The organism is Hymenobacter ruricola, from assembly GCF_015694525.1.
Taxonomy (GTDB): domain Bacteria; phylum Bacteroidota; class Bacteroidia; order Cytophagales; family Hymenobacteraceae; genus Hymenobacter; species Hymenobacter ruricola.
In genome coordinates this window covers 75,355-97,972 of record NZ_JADQDM010000012.1, presented here as the reverse complement: position 1 = coordinate 97,972, position 22,618 = coordinate 75,355, and the positions used below count along the sequence as shown (strand labels likewise).

The 22,618-nt window shown below is 63.7% G+C and carries 13 protein-coding genes; 7 read left to right on the top strand and 6 right to left on the bottom strand.

Features of this window, described 5'->3' with window-relative positions:
* Nucleotides 1-733: 733 nt before the first annotated feature.
* Together I2H31_RS18855 and I2H31_RS18850 are read left to right on the top strand one after the other, a co-directional pair.
* Nucleotides 734-1,372: a hypothetical protein gene (locus tag I2H31_RS18855; protein ID WP_196294613.1), complete on the top strand. Its 639-nt coding sequence runs from the start codon at nt 734-736 to the stop codon at nt 1,370-1,372.
* Nucleotides 1,373-1,867: 495 nt separating this feature from the next.
* On the top strand, nt 1,868-4,354 hold the full coding sequence (locus I2H31_RS18850) for a TonB-dependent receptor domain-containing protein (RefSeq protein WP_196294612.1): 2,487 nt from the start codon (nt 1,868-1,870) through the stop codon (nt 4,352-4,354).
* Between the two features lie 159 nt (nt 4,355-4,513).
* Here I2H31_RS18850 and I2H31_RS18845 read toward each other — a convergent pair whose 3' ends face one another.
* The 4 genes from I2H31_RS18845 to I2H31_RS18830 all read right to left on the bottom strand — a co-directional run bounded on the left by I2H31_RS18845 (nt 4,514) and on the right by I2H31_RS18830 (nt 14,536).
* The gene (locus I2H31_RS18845; RefSeq protein ID WP_196294611.1) at nt 4,514-4,933 is read right to left on the bottom strand and encodes a carboxypeptidase-like regulatory domain-containing protein; all 420 of its coding nucleotides are present in this window, start codon (nt 4,931-4,933) and stop codon (nt 4,514-4,516) included.
* Between the two features lie 447 nt (nt 4,934-5,380).
* Complete coding sequence (locus tag I2H31_RS18840) at nt 5,381-5,761, bottom strand: hypothetical protein (protein WP_230687926.1); 381 nt, start codon at nt 5,759-5,761, stop codon at nt 5,381-5,383.
* 113 nt (nt 5,762-5,874) lie between these two features.
* Nucleotides 5,875-6,444 carry an RNA polymerase sigma factor gene (locus I2H31_RS18835; protein WP_230687925.1) on the bottom strand — a complete coding sequence of 190 codons (570 nt, stop codon included), beginning with the start codon at nt 6,442-6,444 and terminating at the stop codon, nt 5,875-5,877.
* 220 nt (nt 6,445-6,664) lie between these two features.
* Nucleotides 6,665-14,536: a T9SS type A sorting domain-containing protein gene (locus I2H31_RS18830; RefSeq protein ID WP_196294609.1), complete on the bottom strand. Its 7,872-nt coding sequence runs from the start codon at nt 14,534-14,536 to the stop codon at nt 6,665-6,667.
* 342 nt (nt 14,537-14,878) lie between these two features.
* Between I2H31_RS18830 and nuoK the strand changes: the two genes are divergently transcribed.
* The 4 genes from nuoK (at nt 14,879) to I2H31_RS25685 (ending at nt 19,498) form a co-directional block, all read left to right on the top strand.
* Nucleotides 14,879-15,223: an NADH-quinone oxidoreductase subunit NuoK gene (gene nuoK / locus I2H31_RS18825; RefSeq protein WP_168673615.1), complete on the top strand. Its 345-nt coding sequence runs from the start codon at nt 14,879-14,881 to the stop codon at nt 15,221-15,223.
* 129 nt (nt 15,224-15,352) lie between these two features.
* On the top strand, nt 15,353-17,305 hold the full coding sequence (gene nuoL / locus I2H31_RS18820) for an NADH-quinone oxidoreductase subunit L (protein ID WP_196294608.1): 1,953 nt from the start codon (nt 15,353-15,355) through the stop codon (nt 17,303-17,305).
* 28 nt (nt 17,306-17,333) lie between these two features.
* Nucleotides 17,334-17,687, top strand: a complete 354-nt coding sequence (locus I2H31_RS18815) for a hypothetical protein (RefSeq protein ID WP_196294607.1) — start codon at nt 17,334-17,336, stop codon at nt 17,685-17,687.
* A 212-nt stretch (nt 17,688-17,899) separates the two neighbouring features.
* Nucleotides 17,900-19,498, top strand: coding sequence for an OmpA family protein (locus I2H31_RS25685; protein WP_196294606.1), 1,599 nt, complete (start codon nt 17,900-17,902; stop codon nt 19,496-19,498).
* 296 nt (nt 19,499-19,794) lie between these two features.
* Here I2H31_RS25685 and I2H31_RS18805 read toward each other — a convergent pair whose 3' ends face one another.
* The gene (locus I2H31_RS18805; protein ID WP_196294605.1) at nt 19,795-20,328 is read right to left on the bottom strand and encodes a molybdopterin-binding protein; all 534 of its coding nucleotides are present in this window, start codon (nt 20,326-20,328) and stop codon (nt 19,795-19,797) included.
* 237 nt (nt 20,329-20,565) lie between these two features.
* On the opposite strand from I2H31_RS18805, the gene I2H31_RS18800 reads away from it, so the two are divergent.
* The gene (locus I2H31_RS18800) at nt 20,566-21,639 is read left to right on the top strand and encodes an NAD(P)-dependent alcohol dehydrogenase (protein ID WP_196294604.1); all 1,074 of its coding nucleotides are present in this window, start codon (nt 20,566-20,568) and stop codon (nt 21,637-21,639) included.
* A gap of 151 nt (nt 21,640-21,790) precedes the next feature.
* Here the strand turns inward: I2H31_RS18800 and I2H31_RS18795 are convergent, their stop codons facing one another.
* Nucleotides 21,791-22,510: a DUF72 domain-containing protein gene (locus tag I2H31_RS18795; RefSeq protein ID WP_196294603.1), complete on the bottom strand. Its 720-nt coding sequence runs from the start codon at nt 22,508-22,510 to the stop codon at nt 21,791-21,793.
* Between the last annotated feature and the right edge of the window lie 108 nt (nt 22,511-22,618).

The following is a 22,618-nucleotide window of genomic DNA, read 5'->3' as shown; positions in this document are numbered from 1 at the left end:
GCGGACTACAGAGTCCGCGCTACTCCGTGCGCCGTTCATGAGTAGCGCGGACTCTGTAGTCCGCGTCCCTGCGCCGTTAACGCCGGTTGAATGCCGTTCCGGGACGCGGACTACAGAGTCCGCGCTACTCCATGCGCCGTTCTTCACAGGTGGTTCCCCACAACAGGCATGGGCGGCACCGCGTCCCGGCAAGAAGAATCCGTTTCCCGCCGCGCCTGCCGGATGGTTTTCCGGACATGCCGGATGATTTCCCGCACTTGCGGAAAGCCATTCGGCATGTCCGGAAAACCATCCGGCAGGCGCGGCCACGCATCCGGCCACGGCTTTTTGCTTTCCGGCCGTTGCCGAATGCAAAACCGGACTTGCCGGAAATGAATCGGCCCATGCGGGAAGCTATTCCGCATGGGCCGATTCATTTTCAGCCGGGTCGGTAATGAAAACGAGCAGCTTATGTACAAGATTATGGCTTTTCCAACCAAGGTAAACCAGCCCGTTGCTTGTACCAAAATGGGAGGATGCCGGCCTGCCGCGCCCCGCTGCTGTGCAGATAGTGGCCGCGGAAGATAGAAAGTGCCCTAAGCGGCGGCCGTGGCTTCGCCACCGCTGTCCCAGCCTGGGACGGTGGCGGCCGGAGCCGGCGGAGTGCGCCACCACGGCCGGAAAAGGAGTGGTTGCCAGCGCGTTTGGCGCCACTACATTCGGCTATTCATCTACTCCCATTTTCTCATTCAACATGCGCAAACCCAAACTCATTGAAGACTACAGCAGCTTACTGGTCGACGCCGTATCGCCCTTCGGCCACAGCGTGGTGCGCCAAACGGCGGCCAGCGCCTTCATCGCCGACGGCGACAAGCTAAGCAAAGACCTGGACCTGGCCCTGGAGGCCTACGACACCGCCGTGGCGGCCGTGGACTACCCCAGCCCGGCCCAAACGGCCCAGCGCGACCAACTGCGGCAAGCCGTGACGGCGCAGCTCAACCGCCTGGCCAAGCGCCTGAACCTGGACTACCCCGCCAACGAGCCGGCGCTGCTGTCGGCGGGGCTCACGCTGGCGGCCACCACGGGCACGGGGGCCTCGCAGTCGCTGGCGCCGGCCACGGCCCTCATGGAGTTCGAGCTGTTGGATGGCGGCACCCCCGGCTGCCTGCTGCTGCGCTTCAGCCGCCCCCCCGGCACCGTGCAAAACCTCATCCGCTTCACCACCGACAACACGCTGCCCGAATCGCAGTGGGAGGTGGCCGTGGGGGGCGGGCGCGAGCGCGAAATCGGTCCCTTCCCTTCCGGCACCCGCGTGTGGGTGAAGGTGGCCGCCCTCACCGGCTCCACCACGGCGCCGCAGTATTCGGCCATCAAAACCCGGCTGGTGCAATAAGCGGGGCAGGCATTGCCAGTGAAAAGAAGCCCTTTCGGTTCGGCCGGAAGGGCTTTTTGGTGGAGGAGGGGGTCGTTCTGGCGGTTCACCTCACCCCCCGCAAGCCCCAACCCCTAAATCAAGACGTCTCAATTCATCATCTGAGACGTGGGCGGCCCGGCAGCGCCTCATCTTTGTCCTGTGGTTCAGCCAGCCGGCGGCAATGCCTGCCAAAAAATTCCTGCCGCCTGTAACGAATCGAACAATTCCCGGTACCCCCATAAAAATCCCCCGGTTGCGCTGGCAATAATCAGTGCTTCCCCAACGATGTAGGGGCGGGGCTTGCCCCCGCCCGGCCAGTCGCGCCATACCCCCTTCTCCTTTCCCTAGCCCGCAACCGCCCGCCCCGCTCCGGCCGCCTCTTACAAAAGATAATCCTTGCGTAACCGCGCCGGCTGCAACGTGCGGCCGCTGTTTCGTCTCCTTGCCCCCGATACCTTTTTTTCTGCATCTGCTATGACGTTTCGCTACCACCTGCTGCTGGTCGGCTTCTTGCTGGCCGCCCTCGCGCCCCCGGCGGCCCGGGCCCAGCAAGCCCCGCCGGCCCCCGCCGTGGCCACCGGCACCGGCTCGCTCACCGGCACCGTGCTCGACTCCCTGAAAAAGGAGCCCGTGCCCTACGCCACCGTGGTGCTGCTGCCGCCCGCCCCCAACGACAAGCCCATTACGGGCGTGGCCGCCGACGACAACGGCCGCTTCGCCCTCGGCAAGCTGGCCCCCGGCCCGGCCCGCCTGCGGGTGAGCTACGTGGGCTACGGCACCCAAACCAAAGCCGTGACCATCACGGCCGGCGCCACCGACGTGGGCACGTTCCGGCTGCCCACGGCGGGCACGGCCCTGGCCGAGGCCGTGGTCATCGGGACCAAGCCGGTGGTGGAAGTACGCCCCGACCGCTTGGTGTACAACGCCGACCAGGACGTGACCAACGCCGGTGGCACCGCCGCCGACGTGCTGCGCAAAGCCCCCCTGCTGGCCGTGGACGGCGACGGCAACGTGACCATGCGCGGCAGCAGCAACTTCAAGGTGCTCATCAACAACAAGCCCTCGCCCACCCTGGCCAGCAACCTGGCCGAGGCCCTGAAAGGCATCCCCGCCGAGCAGATTCAGAGCGTGGAAGTCATCACCACCCCGCCGGCCAAATACGATGGCGAAGGCACCGCCGGCATCATCAACATCGTGCTGAAAAAGGGCGTGGACCAGGGCCTGAACGGCCGGGTGAGCGCCGCGGGCGGCAACCGCAACTCCAACGGCAATGCCTCGCTCAACTTCCGCAAAGGCAAGTTCGGCTTCACCTCGGCCGGGGGCACCGGCGGCTGGTACGGGCCCAACGAGTTCAGCCGCGTGCGCGTGGGCAAGAACGACGGCACCTCCCTCACCCAAACCGGCGACGGCGACTACGGCGGCCAATGGGTGTACGCCACGGTGGGGCTCGACTACGACCTGAGCGACAAGCAAAGCCTGTCGCTCACCAGCTCGCTGAACCGCTACGCGGGCCACAACTTCAACAGCCTGCTCTACAACTTGCTAACGCCCGTGGCGGCGGACAATAAGCTGTTCACCCGCTCCACCGACAGCCAGTTCAGCGGCTTCAACGGGGAAATCACGGGCACCTACACTAAGACCTTCGCCCTGCCCCGCAGAGAGTGGAGCGTGCTGGGCCAGTACGCCGACAACAGCGGCACCTTCGACTACGATTTCGACGAGTTCCGCAACGCCTACCAGGACACCGGCCACGGCCTGGCCGACTACCGGGAGCGCAGCCGCGGCCGCAACCCCGGCACCGAGGTCACGGTGCAAACCGACTTCGTGCAGCCCTTCGGCGACAAGCAAACCCTGGAAACCGGCCTGAAAAGCATCTGGCGCCGCACCGGCTCGGTGGCGGATGTGGCCGGCCTCACCCGCGGCCTCACCCCCGACTACCAGCCCCTGCCGGGCCGCAACACCGATTTTAGCTACGACCAGAACGTGCAGGCCGCTTACCTCACTTACACGGGCAAGACCAGCAAGAAGCTCACCCTCAGCGGCGGCACCCGCCTGGAGCGCACCGAGCTGTCGGCCGTGTTCCGCACCACCAATTCGGAGATTCCCCCGCGCAGCTACCTCACCTGGCTGCCCAACGGCAGCGCCCAGTACGCCCTCAGCGACAACAACAGCCTGCGCCTGGCTTACAGCAAGCGCATCACCCGGCCCTACATCGACTACCTCAACCCCTACGTCGACCGCTCCGACCCGAACAACATCGTGTTCGGGAACCCCGGCCTCGACCCCGAAATCACGGACTCGTATGAGCTGAGCTACAACACCAACGGCAAGGCCGGTTCGCTCAACATCGCCGGCTCGGTGCGCCGCACCGGCAACGCCATCGAGTCCGTGCGCCTCACCCCCAACCGCCCCGACGTCACCGAGCAAACCTTCCGCAACGTGGCCGCCAACACCTTCTACCAGCTCAACTTCTATGGCTCGGCCAAGCCCGTGGAGGGCTGGGACATCAGCGGCGGGCCCGACGTGCAGTACATCGTGCGCCGCAGCCCGGCCCTGGGCATCGAGCGCACGGGCTTCACCGCCAGCCTCAACCTCAACACCTCCTATAAGCTGCCCAAAAAGTACACCCTGCAAGGATTCATGTACAGCTCCCTGCCTTCGCCCAGCCTCCAGGGCCGCAACTCGGCCAACCTCTACTACCAGCTGGGCGCCAAGAAAACCTTCCTCAACGACAAGGCCGACCTTGTCCTGAACTTTGGCTCGCCCTTCAACAACTATTGGGTGTACCGCAGCACCACCGACACGCCCGACTTCAACGAAGTGAACGAGAACAAGTCCTTCCAGCGCTCCTTCCGCCTCAGCTTCGCCTACCGCTTCGGCACCGAGCAGCAAGGCAAGCAGCGCAAGTCCATCTCCAACGACGACGTGAAAGGTGGCGGCAGCAAGCAGGGCGGGCAGTAGCCCCACCCGCCCCGCCCTCGTCCCAATTCCTACCACTGGATTCCCAATAAAAAACCCCGGCTTCGCGAGGCCGGGGTTTTTTATTGGGAGGACGAAGGAGCGGAAAGCAAACGCCGGGCAAGCCGTGGAGCTGTGGAAAAACGACTACCGAGCCGCTGCTTATTTGGCCGCGCTTTTGGTTTGCAGCAGGTAGATGGAGCCCATGGCCTTCGCTGGCGTCAGGGTCAGTACTTCTTCCTGCAGGCCGCCGTAGCCGCACACCAGCTTCACGGTGGTGGCATCGGCCGGCACCTGTAGCTCAAACTCGCCTTCAGAGTTAGTCACCACGATGGTGCGGCTGCCTTGCAGCCAAACGGTGGCGCCCGGCAAAGCCCCCTTATCGTTCTGAATTACGCCATGAATGGTTTTGGTCGTGGTTTTGGCCGCGGGCTTGCCCACTTCGGGGTCGGCATCGGCAGCCGTTGCTTTCGGCTGAAGTACGTCAGTGTAAGCCAGTTGGGCCCAGCTCGGAGAAGCCGCCAGCAGCAAGCTGAGAAATGCCAGTGCGGCGATAATGCGGGATTGGGTAGTGGTTTGCATTTTTATAATTTTTAATTTAACAATACAAACGTACAACTACTTATGCCAATTATGCAAGCTTGTTCCTCCTTATAGTTAATTCCATTCTCGAATAAACTCAATGAATTAGGTATCGAAGTTTCATTATAAAGCGACGTCGAATGACTCTTTTACAAGGGCCAGGTGCAGTAGCGTATTGAATATAAATCAATTGCCTTTCGAGGTGACTTTCCTTCCGTTTGTTGTTCTGGCCATAACGTCTGACTGAAGCACTTTCAAGCAAAAAATGCTGTGCCAACTGTCCGCCGCCGGGGCATCGGGCTGCCTTTTGCCCGGCCCGCCCACCAAACAAGGTTGCAAGCCAGCACCGCCGGTACTCGCGGCAGAAGAACCGGGCCAGCATAAAAAATGCGGCCTCCGCTGGGGAGGCCGCACCAAAGTTTTTGCAGAAAAGCGGGCGAGTAATGCCTAGGCGGGTTGCCGGGCGGCCATGTCGGCTGCCGCTTCGGGCTTGTGCATCCAGCCCATGCCGCAGCGGGCGCGCATTTCCTGGCGGAACTTCTCGCGGGCGTCGGGGCTGAGGTGCTCCATGCGGCCGGCCATGCGCTGCTGCCAGGCCCGTTTCTTGGCGGCCCAGCCCCCGGGCCGCCCGCCGGGTTTAAAGCCAAACAAGATGCGGCTCAGCAGCAGCAGGCCATAGGTTTGGGGCAGGCTGATGGCCGGAAGATGAAATAGCTGAGGCATCAGCCAGTTCCAGAGGGCTTGGGTGCCGAAGCCAATGACGACGATAAACAGCGCCGCAAAAAGAAAGAAACGGAGGCCGCGCAGCAGCCAGAATTTACGGTCCATGATATTGATGGGTTGATTGGTCGATGTGCTGATGGGCTACTGAGATGGGCGGCGGAATGGGCTAGGTGACGTGCTGTGAGCCAGCACGTCAGCGCCTCATTAAAACCAGCAAATTAATCGGTGAACAGTTCGGTGTACAGGGTTTGCAGGCGCTTGCGCAGGTGCAGCACGGCGTAGTGCTTGCGCGAAATAAGGGTTTTGAGCGGCACACCGGTTTCTTCCTCCATTTCGCGGAAGGTTTTGTCTTCCAGCTCGTGCCACACGAACACCTCGCGCTGGGCAGCCGGTAATTCGGCCAATGCTTCCGACAGCGCGTCCATGAGGGTTTCGCGCAGCAGGCGGTTTTCGGGCGAGTCGTCGGCGGCGGGCAGCAGGTCGGCCAGCAGCAGGCCTTCGCCGTCCTCGTTGGCCTCGGCCGCGCCAAAGGCTTCTTCGAGGCTCACCGGCCGCTTGCGGCGGTAGAGGTCGGTGATGCGGTTGCGGGCCACCCGGAAGAGCCAGGCCGCCGCCTGCTCCACGGGCTTCAGCAGCCGGTAGCTTTCCACGAGCTCGGCGAAGACGTCCTGCAGGAGGTCTTCGGCCTCGGCTTCGTCGGGGATGCGGCGCCGGATGAACTGCAGCAGCCGCGGGCGCTGCTGGCGCACGGCGTCGGCAATCTGGCGGTCCTGCTGGGCAGCCGTCATCGGGGGAACAAGGGAGGAGGGGAGCGAAAGTGCCATGGTTTTCATTCTGAACAAGCAGACGCTCGCCCCGCTACAATATTTTAAGAATTGTGCGCTCAACCCGATTTGCCCAGGTGAAGTTCGGAGAAAACGGCCAATGTAACGCGCCCCAGGCGGTACTTTCATAAAAAAGGCGGCTTCCGAGGAAGCCGCCTTTTCCATTATCAAGCACTGGGAACAACTATTCCCGAACTTCCAGCCGCTGCGTAAACTGGCCGACGCTGGTTTGCACGGTCACCACGTACATGCCCGCAGCCAACGGCCGGTCGGGTAGCACAGCCAAATCCGGCTGCGCAAAATCGACGGCGTGCTGGCTCACGAGGCGACCCTGCAGGTCGAACACGCGCACCGTGGCCGGGCCGGCGGGCACGTTCTGGGCCGCGAGGCGGAAGCTGGTGCCCGTGCTCGGGTTGGGGTAGAGCGTGACGGATACCGGGCCACTGGCGGCGCCGAAGCGCACGGCCACCACCGGGCTGTAGCGGAACGTGCCGTCGCGGTCTACCTGCCGCAGGCGGTAGTAGCTCAGGCCCGGCAAGGGGCGCTCGTCGCGGTGCGCGTAGTCGTGGCGGGCAGTGCTGCTGCCTTGGGCGGCTACTTTGGTCAGGGTTTCAAAGCGCAGGCCGTTGGCCGAGCGCTGCACGTCGAAGTAGTCGCTGTTTTTCTCGCTGGCGGTGCCCCAGGCTACGTGCACGGCGCTGCCCACAGGCGTGGCCGTAAACTTCGTCAGCTCCACGGGCAGCGGCGCAATGCCGGACAGCGGGTTGTCGACGGCATTGGTCGAGGCCAGGGCGAAGTACGAATTGCTGTTGATGAGCACGGGGGCCGAGATGGTGTAGCCGCGCGGGAAGGCCGGCGAGTACACCCCGGCGCCGCCCGCGTTGCTCCAGGGGCCGGCGTTGCCGGTGGAGCGGGCCACCCGCAGGTTGCCGGGCACGTTCACTTCCTCGTCCACAATGCCTTCCGTGTTGAAGCTGAGCTGCACCGTGGGCTGGTTGATGCTGCCCGACAGCAGGAAAATGCGGTAGTAACGGTTGGCCGAGAGGTTGGACAAGGTGTTGTCCACAGTGCCGGCCGGCGCCCCGTTCAGGATTTCCACCAGCACCACTGGATTGGCCGAAGCGCCCTGGGGCTGAATGGTGACGGGCCGGTAGCGCCCGCCCGCGCCCACCGGAAACTCGCGGCTGGCCGCCGCGGCGTTGGGAATGCTGATGGCCAGACGGCCGCTCACGTAGGCCGTGGTGCCGGTGCCCACGATGGGCTGCGCAGCCGTGTTGGTGAGGCGTAGCGTATTGCTGCCGGTGGCAATCAGTCCATTGCTGAGCGTAAGCACGTTGCTGACGGTGGCGTCGGTGGTGCCCGCCAGGGTGAGCACGCCGCTGCCCGGCTTCTGCAGGTTGTAGAAGGTGGTGGCGCCGGTGATGGCGCGGCCGGCGTTGGCCAGGAAGCGCACGGTGCTGGTGCCGGGCACGAAGCTGACGCCGGAGTTCGTGAAATTGCCTTGGAGCAGCACGGTGCTGGGCCCGGCCGCAAACGAGCCGCCCGCGCCCGCGGTGTTCACCAAATCACCGCCAATGCGCAGCGTGTTGGCGTTATTGACCACAAAGGTGCCCGCATTGCTCAGGTTGCTGGCCACGGTCAGGTCGCCGGCGGCCAGTTGGAAGGTGCCGCTGGCCGTGTTGGTCAGGGCGTCGCCCACGGTCAGGCCGCCGTCGCCGGCCCGGAACAGGCCGCTGTTGGTGAGCGAAGTGCCCACCGTGAGCGGGCCCGGCCCCATGTTGGCGTTGTAGGTGCCGCTGTTGTCGAAGGCCGTGCCTACGCTCACCGCGCCGCTGCCGTTGTTGACGGTGCCGCTGTTGGTGAAGGAGGTGCCCGTACTCACCGTGCCGCTGCCGATGGTCAGCAGCCCGGAGTTGAGCAGGAAAGCTTTGGCGCTCAGGCTGCCTTCGCTCAAGTCAAGGGTGCCACCCAGGGTGGCGCCGCTGGTGGTGGAAGTCAGCGTCAGGTTCTGGCTGGTGGGGTTGAGCACCGTGGTGCCGCTGGCCACCAGCAGGGCACCGTTGATGGTCAGGTCGAGGTTGCTGAGCTGTTTGGCGTTGCCGCCCGTGAATTGCAGGTTGTTGTACGTGTCGCGGGCGGGCAGCTGCACGGCGCCGATGTAGTTCACGGTGCCGCCGCTGCCGCCGGCCATAAATTCGGTGTAGTTGCCGGCCGGGAACAGCGAGGAGCCAATAATCAGCGTGCCGGGCCCAGCCACGGTGTTGAAGTTGTTGGCGCCGTTGGCGCCCAGGTCCAGGGTGCCTTGCAGGGCCAGGTTGGCCGCGCCCCGGCCGGGGCCGTTGGCGTTGATGCGGTGGCCGCCGAGAATTACCACGGGGTTGGCCTGCGTGGGGAAGGCAGTGGGCAGGGCCAGGGGGCCGTCGCTGCCGTCGGGGTTGAAGGTCCACGACGAAGCCGCGTCCCAGGCGGCGCCCCCGGGCAGCCCAGCCGTGGCCGTGCGGCTGTAGAAGGTGGGCACCGTGCCGAACTCGCTGCTTTCGCCGCCGGTGTAGTCGCCGTCGAAGTGCTGCGCCCCGGTCAGGGTGAGCGTGTTAGTCGTCGGGTTCGCCGCGCTGCCGACGAAGCCGTTGAGCGGGTTCCAGGCGCCGTTCACGAAGCGGGCCAGGCGGTAGCTGCCCTCGGTGCCGCGCACGTCGGTGTTGCCGGCGGCCTGGTCCCAGTACGTGTAGCTGTGCGTGAGCGTGGTGGCCGCATCGAAACCGGTGCGGGTCAGCTTCCAGTAGTAGGCCAGCTCCTTATCGGCAGGGTCGGTGGTGCTGGGGTGGGGCGCGTTGATGGGCCGCACCGTGAGGGTGCCGGCCGTGCCGTTGGTGATGGTGTTCAGGGCCACGGGCGTGTACTTGCCGGCCACGCCCAGCGGGAACGTAAAGCTGCTGGCGCCGGTGGGGTACGACTTCCGCAGGCCCAAATCGGCCACGATGCCGTTGGTGCGAATGCAAGTGGCGGCGTTGAAGGTGCCCGCCACGGCCCCGCCGGCGGGGTTGCTCAGCCACAGCAGGTTCGAGCCGATGGTGAGCGCGCCGCTGGTGAGGGTCAGCACGCCCGTGATTTCCTGGTCGACGAGGGTGGTGGCGCCGGCGGCGTTGTTCAGCACCACGTTGCCGAAGCGGCCGGTGCCGTTGCCGCCCACGTTTTGATTGGCGTTGCCGGTCAGGGTCAGGCTGCCGCCGGGGGCGCTGGTGTGCGTGGCCGAGTTCAGTACATCGCCCAGCACGCTGATGGTCTGGCCATTGTCGGCCAACGTGCCTTTGCTGAGCGTGAGGCTGCCGAGCACGCGGGCGTTGCGGCCGGTTTGCAGAGTCAGGGCGCCGCTGGGCTGGGCGTTGTTGAGCACTAGGCTGCCGAACACGGTAATGTTGGCGGCCACCGTGCCCGTCGTGGTGAGCTCCTGGGCCGCGATGCCGCCGGTGAAGGTAGTCGTCTGAGTGGCGGTGCCGGGGCGGAAGCCGCCGTTGCTCAGGCCGGTGTTGGTGGAGGGGTTGTTGTTAATCAGCTTCTGGCCGATGTTCAGCCCCAGGCCATTGGCGTTGAAAAAGGCGTTGGCGTTGCCAATGGTCAGCGAGCCTTTCAGGGTGAGGGCGTTGGCGCCGGTGAGCTGGCCCGTGTTCTGGCTGGTGCCGTTGGCGCCGGCCTCCACGCGCAGGTCGTAGAGCGGCACCGAGGAATCCACGGTCACGGCCACGTTGCCCGCGCCGGCCACCGCATTGCCCAGCACCACGGTGCCGGCGGTCACGTCCGTCGAGTCGGGCCGCAGGAACAAGTCGGCGATGAGGCCGGCGTTTTGGTTGGAGCGGCGCAGCGTCAGGGTACCGCCCGTGAGGCGGAACCGGCTGCCGGCGCCCTGCACTTCAAACACGCCGCGCTCGCGGTTGCCCGCCGCGCTGGCGCCCACGCCGCCCAACTCCACCGAGCCGCCGCTTTGGTCGAAGCGCAGCGCGCCGCTGGTGTTGGTGGTGGGGCGGCGCAACTGGCCGTTTACGTACAGGCTGCCGGTGCCGCTCACGCGCACGGTGGGGGCGCCGGCGCTGGCGTACTCCAGGTCGTTGCCGGCGGTGTTGGTGGCGGTGCCCACTTGCAGCGTGCCTTGCAGCACCCGCAGTTGGCCCGCGAGCTGCAGGTCGGCTGCGGCGTCGTTGGCGGTGGCCACCGTCACGGTGCCGGCGGCGGCGTCCACGTTCAGGCCGGCTTTTTCATTGATGACGTAGGGGCTGGCCGCGTCGTGCACCGTGAGGGTGCTGGCGCCTGGCCGGGCGTAGCGCAGCGTGCCGTTGGCCAGCGTGAGCCAGCCGCTGGTGGGCGTGGTTAGGGTGCCGGCCACGTCCAGGGTCAGGGTGGGAGCCTGGCTGGCACCTTTGTCCACCGTCAGGGCGAAGAGCTTGGTGCTGGCGCCGGCCGTGGTGCCGGTCAAGCGGGTGTTCTGGCTGCCGGTGAAGGTCAGCGTGGCCCGGCTCGTGCCGGCGGTGCCGAAGTCCAGGGTGCCGTCGTTCGTGAGCGAGCCGCCCACCAGCAGCGCATGCGGCGTGGTAGTAGCCGCGCCCGCACCGTTGACGTCGAAGGTGGCGCCCGCGGCCACGGTTACATTATTGCCCACGGCGACGGTGCGGGTGGCGCCGCTGCCGTTCACGTAGCGCAGGATGCCGTTTTGCACCGCCAGCAAGGAGTCAGCCGTCAGGTTGCCGGCCGCGCCGTCATTCAGCAGCACCTGGCCGCTGTAGGAAGCGGCCGTGCCGGTTTTCAGCTCCGCGAACACCCGCAGGTCCTGGTTGGGCAAGGTCACGGTTTGGCCCGCTCCGGCGTTGAGCCACAGGTTCTTGTAGGTGGCGAGGGGCAGGCTGGTAAACGAGGCGGTGGGCAGCGTAAAGCTTTGGACGCCGGTGGTGTAGTACTCCACCGTGCCGCCGCCGGGCTGCAGAAACGAGCCAAAGTCGCCGCCCGGAAACTCGGCCGTGGCCGTGGCCGAGCTGATGCGCAGCCGGCCCGCGCCGCTGGCCGTGGCATCGGGCAGGGCCCCAAAATTGTGGCCCGTGAAGGCCTGCACGTCCAGCACGGCGCCGCGGTCGATGACGAGCGAGCCCGAGCGGGCGCCGTTGGCCGTCACCGTCACGGTGTGGAACAAGCCGCCGCTAGCCGAGCCGATGAACACCGGGTTGCCCGGGCCCGGCACCGACGAAGCCGCCGCGCCCGCAAAGCCGGCCGTGCTCCAGGGCGTGGTGGCCGGATTGGCGTCCTCCCAGTTGCCGTTGCGGATGGAGTAATAGCTCGTGACAGGCCCAAAAGCCACCGTTTCGCCGGCCGTGAACTCGCCATCGGTCTGGCTCAAGCCCGGGAATTGAATGACCGAACTCGTGGCGCCTTCCACCACTTGGTTCACATTGTTGGAAGAAGTCCAGGCCACGGGCAGGTAGCGGCCCGGCACGTAGCTGGTCAAGGTGCCCGCAGCGTCGGCGTTGAGCATGGTGAACGAGGCCGTGATGCTGCCGGCCGGAATGGGGCCAAAGTCGATGCTGCGCACTTTCCAATAGTAAGCCAGCGAGTTGGTGGTGCTGGTTACGAAGGGGTTGCGGGCGTTGGTGGGGCTCACGCTCACTTTGCCGTAGAGCTGCATGGTGGCTCCCAGGGCAATGGTGGCCGGGGTGTATTTAGAGCCCGTGCCCACCGGGAAGGTGAAGGAGTCGGCGCCGCCGTAGGTTTTGCGCAGGCCCAGGTCGCTCTGATTGCCGGCGGTCCGAATCATGCGCTGGCTCGAAAAGCCGCCCGCACCCGCCATCAGCGCCGTGGGGCTGATGCTGGTCAGCGACAAGCGGTTGGAGCCAATATTGAGGACGTGGTTGCTTTGCAGCGTCAGCACGCTGGCCACGCTTTGGTTGGCCGTGAGGGTGGCGGCCACCGCGCCGGCCGGGGCCGTGCTATTAATAATGAGGTTGCCGAACACGCCGCTGCCGTTGCCGCTCACCACTTGCCCGCCCGCGCCGGCCAGCACGATGGCGCCGGTGCCGCCGCCGCTGGTGTGCGAGGCCGAGTTCACGATATTGCCCAGCACGTTCACGGTTTTGCTGCCGTCGTTGAGCACGCCGTTGAGCAGGCTCAGCGTGTTGGTGATGGTGAACGTGGTAGCCGTGCCGTCGAGCGAGAGCGTGCCCGCCGACTTATTCACCGTCAGGTTGTAAAACGTGTTCAGCGTCGAGCCGATGCTGCCGTTGTTGGTCAGCAGCTGGTCCTGGCCGCCGCTGAAACGGGTGGTGTTGGTGGTGGGCAGGTAGGTGCAGCCCGCCCCAATGGTGAGGGTGCCCTGCACGTTCACGTCCTGCGAGTTGGCGTCGAGGGTGGCGGGGTTGGCCCCCGCGATGGTGAAATTGTTGAGCACCGTGAGGGGCTGCGCCGTGGTGGTGGCGCCTCCCGTGTAAGCCGGCGTCACGCCAATGGCGTCCAGCACGGCCTTGCTGCCGCCGCCAGCCACGGGCTTGCTCACGCTCAGGTTCCAGAACGGGGCCGTGCTTAGGATTTTACCGTTGGTGGCGGTGTTAGGCAGCAGCACTTCCACGGTGCCGCCGGTTACGTTCGCGTTGTCGAGGTTTACGCCGATGTGAAACAAGCCGCTGCTGTTCTGCGGGTTCTGCACCCGAATGGTGCCGCCCGTCATCCGGAACGACTGCGTTTTGTACGGGTGCGAGAAGCGGGCAAAGTTGCCATCGGAGCCGGTGCCGCTGCACTCAAACAGCCCGCCCGTGATGGTGAACGAACCGCGGTGGTTGGCCGAGGTGTTCGAGGGCCGGAATTTCTCCACCACCATCGTGCCGCCTTCAATCAGAAACTGCCCGTCTTCCCGAATCACGGCGCCTTCGCCCCCAAGGCACTCGAAGCGGCCCGCGCTGATGCGAAACGAGCCGTACACCACCAGCGCGTTGCTGGCGTTGTTGCGCACGGTGGCGCCCGCTATCCACAGCGCGGGGCTGTTGGAGGAAGAGCCCAGGTCGTAGTTATTGCCGCCGCCTGAGTTGCTCAGGCGCGGCAGCTCAATGTTGGCGCCCAGCTTGGCGGTGCCGTTCGTGAGCAGCAGCAGGTCGGCCGCGCCAGTGTAGTTCAGGCGCAGGTTGCCGCCGGCGGGCGTGGTCGGCGTCGAGGTTACGCTCAGCGTGGCGGTGCTGCCGGTGCCCTTGTTCACCTGCAGTTGGCTGAGGTCGGTGGGGCCGTTGCAGGCCAGGGTGGCATCGGCCGCGCCGCTGAAGAGCAGCAGGCAGCGCTGGGCGTCGCTGTTGCGCAGCTGCACGGTGCCGTTGTTGGTCAGGCTGCCATTCAGCGCCAGGGTGTGCGCGCCGTTCACGGCCGTCACGCCGAGGCTGGTGCCGGCGCCCACGGCCACGTCGCCCAGCACGGTGAGGGTGCGCGCGGCGCCGGCCGTCTGGCCCAGGTTCAGGGCCACGGCGGCGCTGCCGGTGCTACGGGCCAGCGTCAGGCTGCCGGTGAGGGCGAGGTTGGCATCGAGCTGCGCGGCAAACGCCGTGCTGCTGGTGTTCAGTAGGCGCAGGTTGTTGTATTGGCCCGAAGCGGGCTGCGGCAGCGTGCCCGGCGTGCTGGCCCAGTTGTAGAGTTCGACGGTGCCCGTGTTGGCGTCGTCGAAGTCGTTGGTGCCGACGGCCGGGAAGTAGGCCCGGCCCACCCGCAGCGTGCCCTGGCCCGCCAGCCGCGTCAGCGGGTTGGTGAAGCCGGCCGTAGCACCCAGGTCCAGCGAGCCGCCCCGCTGAATAATTACCGTCAGGTTGGGCGTGGTTACATCGGCGGTCAAATTAAGGGAAAAGCTGTTGGTTACCACCGCAATGTCTCCGGCGGTGGGCACCCGTCCGTTCAGGCTGGTCGAGCCGGTGGGGTCGGTGGTCCAGGTGCTGGGGTTGTTCCAGTTGCCGCTGGTTCCGCCACCGTTGAACGTGTATAGACTAACCTGAGCCTTAGCGGAAAAATAAGCCAGCGTTAGAATGAAAAGTAGAATAGTTTTTTTCATGCAGTGAAAAAGGTTGGTAAAAGTACAATAATTTATGTGACAAAACACATTGTTTAGTAACAGTTGACATGTAAGACTGACGCCTGAGTAGGCGTTTTGGGCGCAAAGGTATAAAAAAACTTATATTAACTAAAATTGTTAGCACGTTAAATTAATATTTTTGCCTTTTCGTACGTTTTGCATATTTCAAAGAATTAAAGTCTTTTTATTTTGCGAGCTAAGCTGAGATTGTCGGTCAACCGCAACTCCCAGTCTATGGCCCGAATTATGGTTTTTCAGGATACCTTTGCCTACTTGAACGCGGCGGGGCCTCCTTGCCCGCCTTATTCGTTGTTGCCTCGCATGGACCCCACCGTCTCCCAGACCATCCCCGAAGTCATTCGCACCGTTCCGCTGCAGTACTACGTTTTTTTCGCCTCGGCCTTGTTTGCCATCGGCGTCACGGGCGTGCTGGTGCGGCGCAACGCCATCATTATTTTCATGTGCGTCGAGCTGATGCTCAACGCCGTGAACATCCTGCTGACGGCCTTCTCAGCTTACCGCTCCGACCCCAACGGACAGATTTTTGTGTTCTTCATCATGGCCGTGGCCGCTGCCGAAGTCTCGGTGGGCCTGGGCATCATCGTCATGATTTACCGCAACTTCCAGACCACCGACGTCAACCTGCTGAGTAGGTTGAAGTGGTAGTGCTGCAATAAAAGTCTGTCATCCTGAGCGCAGCGAAGGACCTTCGCACACCTGCGCCGCTCGGGGAAATACTGCTGAAAGCTGGCGTGATAGGATGCTTCCTTCGTCAGCATGACAACGATTAGTCCCATGCAAGAAACCGTTCTCCCCGGCGCCAACGCCCCGTATCCTACGATTCTCTACGTTCTGATTCCGCTGCTGCCCTTCCTGGGCTTCCTTATTAATGGGCTGCTGAACCGGAAGCTGTCCGGCACGGTGGCCGGGCTCATTGGCAGCGTCACCGTGCTGGGCTCGTTCCTGATTTCGGTGATGCTGTTCCTGAATTTCCAGTACCAATACACCGTGCAGCCGTTCGACTGGATTTCGGTCGGCTCGCTTCAGATTCCCTTTCAGTACCAGATTGACCAGCTCAGCCTGATAATGCTGCTACTGGTAACGGGCGTGGGCTTTCTGATTCACGTCTACAGCATCGGCTACATGCACCACGACGAGAACGTGGGCAAGTTCTTTAGCTTTCTGAACCTGTTCATCTTCAGCATGCTGCTGCTGGTGATGGGCGCCAACTTCGTCATCCTCTTCATCGGCTGGGAAGGCGTGGGCTTGTGCTCCTACCTGCTCATCGGCTTCTGGAACAAGAACACCAACTACAACAACGCCGCCAAGAAAGCCTTCATCATCAACCGCATTGGTGACCTGGGTTTCCTGCTCGGTATCTTTCTGATTTACCTCACCTTCAATTCGGTGCAGTACGCCGAGGTGTTCCAGAAGGCCAGCCTCAGCCAGTTCGGTCCCTATACCAAGGACATCTGCACGGTCATCACCCTGCTGCTGTTTGTGGGCGCCATGGGCAAGTCGGCGCAGCTGCCGCTCTACACCTGGCTGCCCGACGCCATGGCCGGCCCCACGCCAGTTTCGGCCCTCATCCACGCCGCTACCATGGTAACGGCGGGCATCTACATGGTGCTGCGGGCCAACGTGTTGTTCACGCTCTCGCCCGATACGCTGCAAGTGGTGGCCATTGTGGGCGCGGCCACGGCGCTGTTTGCGGCCACCATTGGCCTGGCGCAAAACGACATCAAGAAGGTGCTGGCTTATTCCACGGTATCGCAGCTGGGCTACATGTTCCTAGCGCTGGGTGTAATGGGGTATTCCACGGCCCTGTTCCACGTGCTCACCCACGCTTTCTTCAAGGCCCTGATGTTCCTCGGCGCTGGTTCCGTGATTCACGCCATGAGCAACGAGCAGGACCTGCGCCGCATGGGCGGCCTGCGCAAGGCGCTGCCCATCACCTTCCTCACGTTCCTCATCGGCTGCCTGGCCATTTCGGGCATCCCGCCGTTCTCGGGCTTCTTCTCCAAGGATGAAATCCTGGCGCACGCCTTCGAGCACAACAAAGTGCTGTGGGCCATGGGCCTGCTCACGGCTTTCCTGACGGCGTTTTATATGTTCCGCCTGCTGTTCCTGGCCTTCTTTGGCGAGTTCCGCGGCACCGAGGAGCAGAAGCATCACCTGCACGAATCGCCGGCTTCGATGACCTTCCCGCTCATCATTCTGGCAGTGCTGGCGGCGGTGGGCGGCTTCATGGGCGCGCCCATGTTCACGGGCGGCCACCATTATTTGGCCGAATACCTGGCGCCAATTTTCACCTACTCGCAGCGCCTGCTGCCGGAAGTTTTTACGGCCAAGCCCGACGAGCACACCGAGCTGATGCTCATGATTGCCTCGGTGGCCGCCGGCCTGCTGGGCATCATCCTGGCGTACGTGATGTATGTGGCCCGCGCCACGCGCCCGGCCGAGGACGAAGCCCAGCGCTCGGCCCCCGAAAGCCTGGTGTACCACAAATACTACATCGACGAGCTGTACAACGCCTTGTTTACGCGGCCGGTGATGTGGCTATCCACGGGCTTATATAAATTCGTGGAAAACGGCATCATCAACCCCGTGGTGGGCTTTTTTGGCCGCACGGTGAACGGGGGCGGGCAGTTGCTGCGCTACGTGCAGACCGGCGCCGTGGAAACCTACCTCATCCTGATGGTTATCGGCATCGTGCTGATTCTGGGGTTGAATTTTGGCCGGTTTTAGATTTTAATACGTTCAAAAACAATTCGGTATGAAAGCTTTGGCGCTGCGCGGGTTGGTGGTTTCGTTGGTTTGGGCGGCTACGGCCTGTGGGTCTGAGCCACCCAAGGAGCAAGAAGTGGATGCGCGCGACCGGTTTGTGGGGGAGTGGAAAAGCGCGGACACCAACTCCCAAACCCACACCTTCATCAAACGCTCGGGCGATACCTTCTTCATTCACGAAGGCAAGCAGGACATTGAGGGTACCTACGACGCGGCTACTCAGTGCGTCATGATACAAAACGAGGTGAAGAAAGTGCCCGTGAAGTACCTGCCCGAAACCGACCAGCTACTGATAACGGGTGGCAGCCGCGAAGCCAGGTTTTCGCGGGTAAAGTACAAGTAGGTTGCCAGGTGCGCCGCATTGGGGACGGTGGGCGCAATGCTGATGCTTTATAGCCAGTAAGGCTGTGAAAAGCAGTCAGTAGACGTTGTGGGTTTCGGCGGCTGCTGGGGCAGGACAACAACTTTTTTAGGTGAGAGGGGTATAGCAGCACATCCAATGGCGGGCCATTCGGCCCGTTGTGGAGGTTCTCATCTATTCCCACACCTACGATTATGCTTTCAACTACTAAGCTCTTGCGAGGCTTGGCCGTGGGCGCCGTCATGCTTGGCATGGCTTCGCCCCAGGCACAAGCCCAGACGCCGGACCGAAAAACAGCCCTCAGCGCCAACGTTGGCCTGCTCCAATACCGCGGCAACATGGGCACCGACTTCTGGGACCGTTCCGAGCCCGACCTCGAAGTGGGCGGCGGCGGCGCCATCACCCGCTACCTTTCGCTGTCGTGGGACGTGTCGGTGCTGGGCTACTACGAAACCTATAAGTTCAGCAGCGAAGTGCGCGTCGGCGACAACTTCGAAGCCCGCGTGGGCATGGTGGACCTGGGCTTCAAGCTCAAACTCAACAACGGCAAAATCCTGAAAGAGGAAGCCCGCATTCAGCCCTATCTGATGGGCGGCGGCGGCTTTTTCCTCTCGAATAGCAAGGGCCGCGCCAACGGCTCCGACTTCGACAACCAGATTCGGCGGCCCGAGGTGTTTGGCCTAGCCGGCATCCGGGTGCGGCTGAGCGACGTGGTGTCGCTGGACCTGACCACCAGCCAGCACTACCCCTTCACCGAGCGCGTGGACAACCTCTACGGCAGCCCCGACGACAAGCTTTACGACCGGTTCCTGCTGCACCAAGCGGGCATCACCGTGGCCCTGGGCCAGGCCAAGGACGAAGACAAAGACGGCGTATCGGACAAAAAGGACAAGTGCCCCGGCACCCCCGCCGGCGTGGCCGTGGACCCCAACGGCTGCCCGCTTGACAAAGACGGCGACGGCGTGCCCGACTACCAGGACAAGTGCCCCGACGTGAAAGGCCTCGTGGCCCTGCAGGGCTGCCCCGACCGCGACGGTGACGGCATCACCGACGCTGATGACAAGTGCCCGGACGTGGCCGGCAAAGCGGAGCTTGGTGGCTGCCCCGACGCCGACAACGACGGCGTGATTGACCAGAACGACAAGTGCCCCGGCACCCCCGCCGGCGTGCAGGTAGACGCCAACGGCTGCCCGCTCGACCGCGACGGCGACGGCGTGCCCGACTACCAGGACCGTTGCCCCAACCGCCCCGGTCCGGCCTCGAACCGCGGCTGCCCCGAAGTAAAAGCCGAAACCAAGAAGCGCCTGCAGGAAGCCACGAAGTTCATCAACTTCGAGTTCAACAAGGCCGTGCTGCTGCCCAGCTCGTACCCCACGCTGAAGGATTTGGCCGCCATCATGGCCGAGTACCCGGACTACACGCTGAGCATTGCCGGCCACACCGATAACGTGGGCGCCGACAACTACAACCTGCGCCTCTCGGACGACCGCGCTGCTTCGGCCCGCACCTACATGCTGAGCCAGGCCGTGCCTGCCGACCGCATTGTGTCGCACGGCTTCGGCGAAACCAAGCCGATTGCCGACAACGCCACCAAAGTAGGCCAGGCCCTGAACCGCCGCGTCGAGTTCGACCTCTACCTCACCGGCGACCCCAACGCCGCCGAAGTGAAGTACGGTCCGGCCCCGACCATTGCCCCCGAGCCGGTGAAAGCCGCCCCGGTGAAGAAGGCTCCGGTGAAAAAGGCCCCGGCTAAGAAAGCCCCGGCCAAAAAGGCCCCGGCCAAACGCAAGTAAAGCGCCCGGCAAAGTGAATGAAAAAGGCCCGCTCGATGAGAGCGGGCCTTTTTTGCATTCCCAGTGGAGCAGCGGAGCGGTAGGAGGATTGGGGCAGGAACGGCCGTTTCTGGGCGAATCGGATTCCAGCGTGGACAGAAACGGCCGTTTTTGGTTTCCTGGCACTCCACCTTGCCCAGAAACAACCGTTTCCGGGCAAGTCCGACTCCGATTTGGGCGAAAACGGCCGTTTCTGGGCAAAGGCAAATCGGACCCGCCCGGAAACAACTGTTTTTGCCCGGCGATGATGGAATAGTTCAGGGCTTGGCGGCTTCGATGCGCAGGCTTTGTACTTGCCGCACGCAGCGGCCCATCTTTTTCTCCTCGGGCACGATGATTTCGTAGGGGCCGTCTTTGGCCGCGAGGGGCTGGCCGTCGCAACGGTCGGCCAGCAGCACGGTGCGCGGGGCGAAGGCGGGGTCCAGCTCGGCTAGGGCAAAAACGGCCAGGTAACCATCGGCGGCGCGTGCGGTGAGGTAGTGGGCCACGCCTTTGCGGGGCAGTTTTTCGCCCAGCTCGGCGCCGGCCGCCGCCAGCACGGCCTGAAGAGACACGCCCGAATAAGTCCGCTTCTTGCCGTCGTGGTCGGGGCGAGTCACCTGCAGGTGCGGCAGTTTTGAGAGCTGCGCCGGGCTCAGGTGGGCGGGTTGGGCCAGGCCGGGGCCGCTCACCACAATGCCCGCCGGCGTGGTCTGGGCCGCGGCGGGTAGGGCGGGGGCGGCACTGAGCAGCGCGAGCAGCCAAGCCGGGCTAAAGCGAAATAAAGGGACGCGGGCAGGAGCGAGGGGCATCGAAAAAGGCTGGCGCGGGAGTGGCGCGCTACCGGCAAAGATATCAGGGGAAGCCGCGGGCGTATCGGGTTCGGTTGCTCTGGCGGCGGCTTTTGCGGCCAGAGGAGGCACTAATTGCCAGAATTATGTAGGCTGTTGATGCCAACCGTGAGCCGCGGCGGCCGTTGGTAAAAAGGAGATTTCATTTCCGAAACCACCATTTTTCCTTTCCACTATCCTTTCCCTACTCTCAGTCTCATGGAAGTTTTCAAAACCAAAGCCTACGGCGCCAGCAACTCCATTTTCAATGGCTTGTCCGAGATGGAAATTGAGCGCCAGGCGCCCAAAGCCGACGAAGTCCACATCGACATTCTCTACTGCGGCGTGTGCCACTCGGACCTGCACCAAGTCAAAAACGACTGGCACAACACCATCTACCCCTGCGTGCCGGGCCACGAAATAGTGGGCCGCGTGGTGGAAGCGGGCAGCGGCGTCACCAAGTTCCGGGTCGGCGACATCGTGGGCGTGGGCTGCATGATAGACTCCTGCGGCACCTGCCCGGCCTGCCGCGAAAAAGAAGAAAACTACTGCGAAGGCCCCGTGAGCTGGACGGCCACCTACAACGGCTATATGAAGCCGCAAAACAAGGATTTCAACACCTTCGGTGGCTATTCCACCAACATCACGGTGAAGGAAGATTTCGTGCTGCGCATCCCCGACGGGCTGGACGTGAAGGCCGCCGCGCCCATTTTATGCGCCGGCGTCACCACCTACTCGCCCCTGAAATACTGGAACGTGGGCCCCGGCAGCAGCGTGGCTGTGGTGGGCATTGGCGGGCTGGGCCACATGGGCGTGCAGCTGGCGCGGGCGTTGGGCGCTACCGTCACGGCCATCACGCGCGACAAGGAAAAGCAGGCCGACGCCGAAAAGCTGGGCGCCCACGAAGTGCTGATTTCGAGCGACACCGCCGCCATGGAAGCGCACGAGCTGAAGTTCGATTTCATCCTCATCACCATCCCCGACGCCTTCGAGGTGAACGACTACGTGAAGCTGGCCAAGCGCAACGGCGTCATCACCACCGTGGGCCTGCTCGGGCCCTATAAAGCGCCGCTCAACAACCAGGAAGTGGCCATGCACCGGCGCTCGGTGGCGGGCTCCATCATCGGCAGCATCGCCGAGACGCAGGAAGTGCTGGACTTCTGCGCCGAGCACAACATCCTGCCCGAAGTAGAAATGATACCCATGCAGGACATCAACAAGGCCTTCGACAAGATGATGGACGAGGAAGTGCGCTTCCGCTACGTCATCGACATGGCTTCGCTGAAGGAGTAGGCGTAGGGGCCGGATTGATGAAATTAGAACGTCATGCCGAGCTTGTCGAGACATCTCGCGTGCCAGAGTAAATAATTACTACTGCACGCGAGATGTCTCGACAAGCTCGACATGACGTTCTTTTTTGGTGTTTACCAACTCTGCCGTCTCCTCACACCATCGCCAGCATCTGCCGGGCGTTGCCGATGGCGGAGGCGTCGATGTCGTTGTTGAAATACACATACGCCTGCTCCACCTCGGCCTGAGCCCGGATTTCGTCGGTGATGCGCCGTAGGAATTCCTTCGAATACGGCGAGCGGTAGAGGTCGGGCACGCCGTGGAAGCGGTAGTAGAGCGTGGGCGCGGTGGCCACCACGGCATCGGGCAGCAGCGGGTGGCTCTGGCCGCAGAACACCACGCGGCGGCGCGCCAGCTCCTCATACACTTCGGGCCGCCACCAACTGGGGTGCCGGAATTCGAGCACGTTGACGAAGGCCGGGTCCAGGCTGTCGAGGATGCGGGCGAGGCGCGCGGGCTCGTAGGCCAGGCGAGGCGGCAGCTGAAAGAGAACGGGGCCGAGCTTCTCGCGCAGGCCGCGGGCCGTGGTGTCGTAGAAGTCGCCCAGCAGCTGCTGCACGTTGTTGAACTGCTTGTAGTGCGTGATGAGCTTGGGTGCTTTCACCGCAAACCGGAAGTCGTCGGGGCTCTGGTTGTACCAGTTTTCGAGGAAGGAAAGCTGCGGAAAGCGGTAAAAGGTCACGTTCAGCTCCAGCGTGCGGAAGTGCTGGCTGTAATAGTCGAACCACAGCCGCATGGGCATCTTTTCGGGGTAGAAGCGCCCGCGCCAGTGCCGGTAGTGGTAGCCCGAGCAGCCGATGTGAAACGTTGCCATGCTCTTCGCAAACGGCTAAGGGACCTAGCAGGTTGGGCACGCGGTTGGGGAGCGCCGGGGGGCCGGTCACGGTCGCGGGAACTCGGCAGGCGGGCCAAGAAGAAGGCA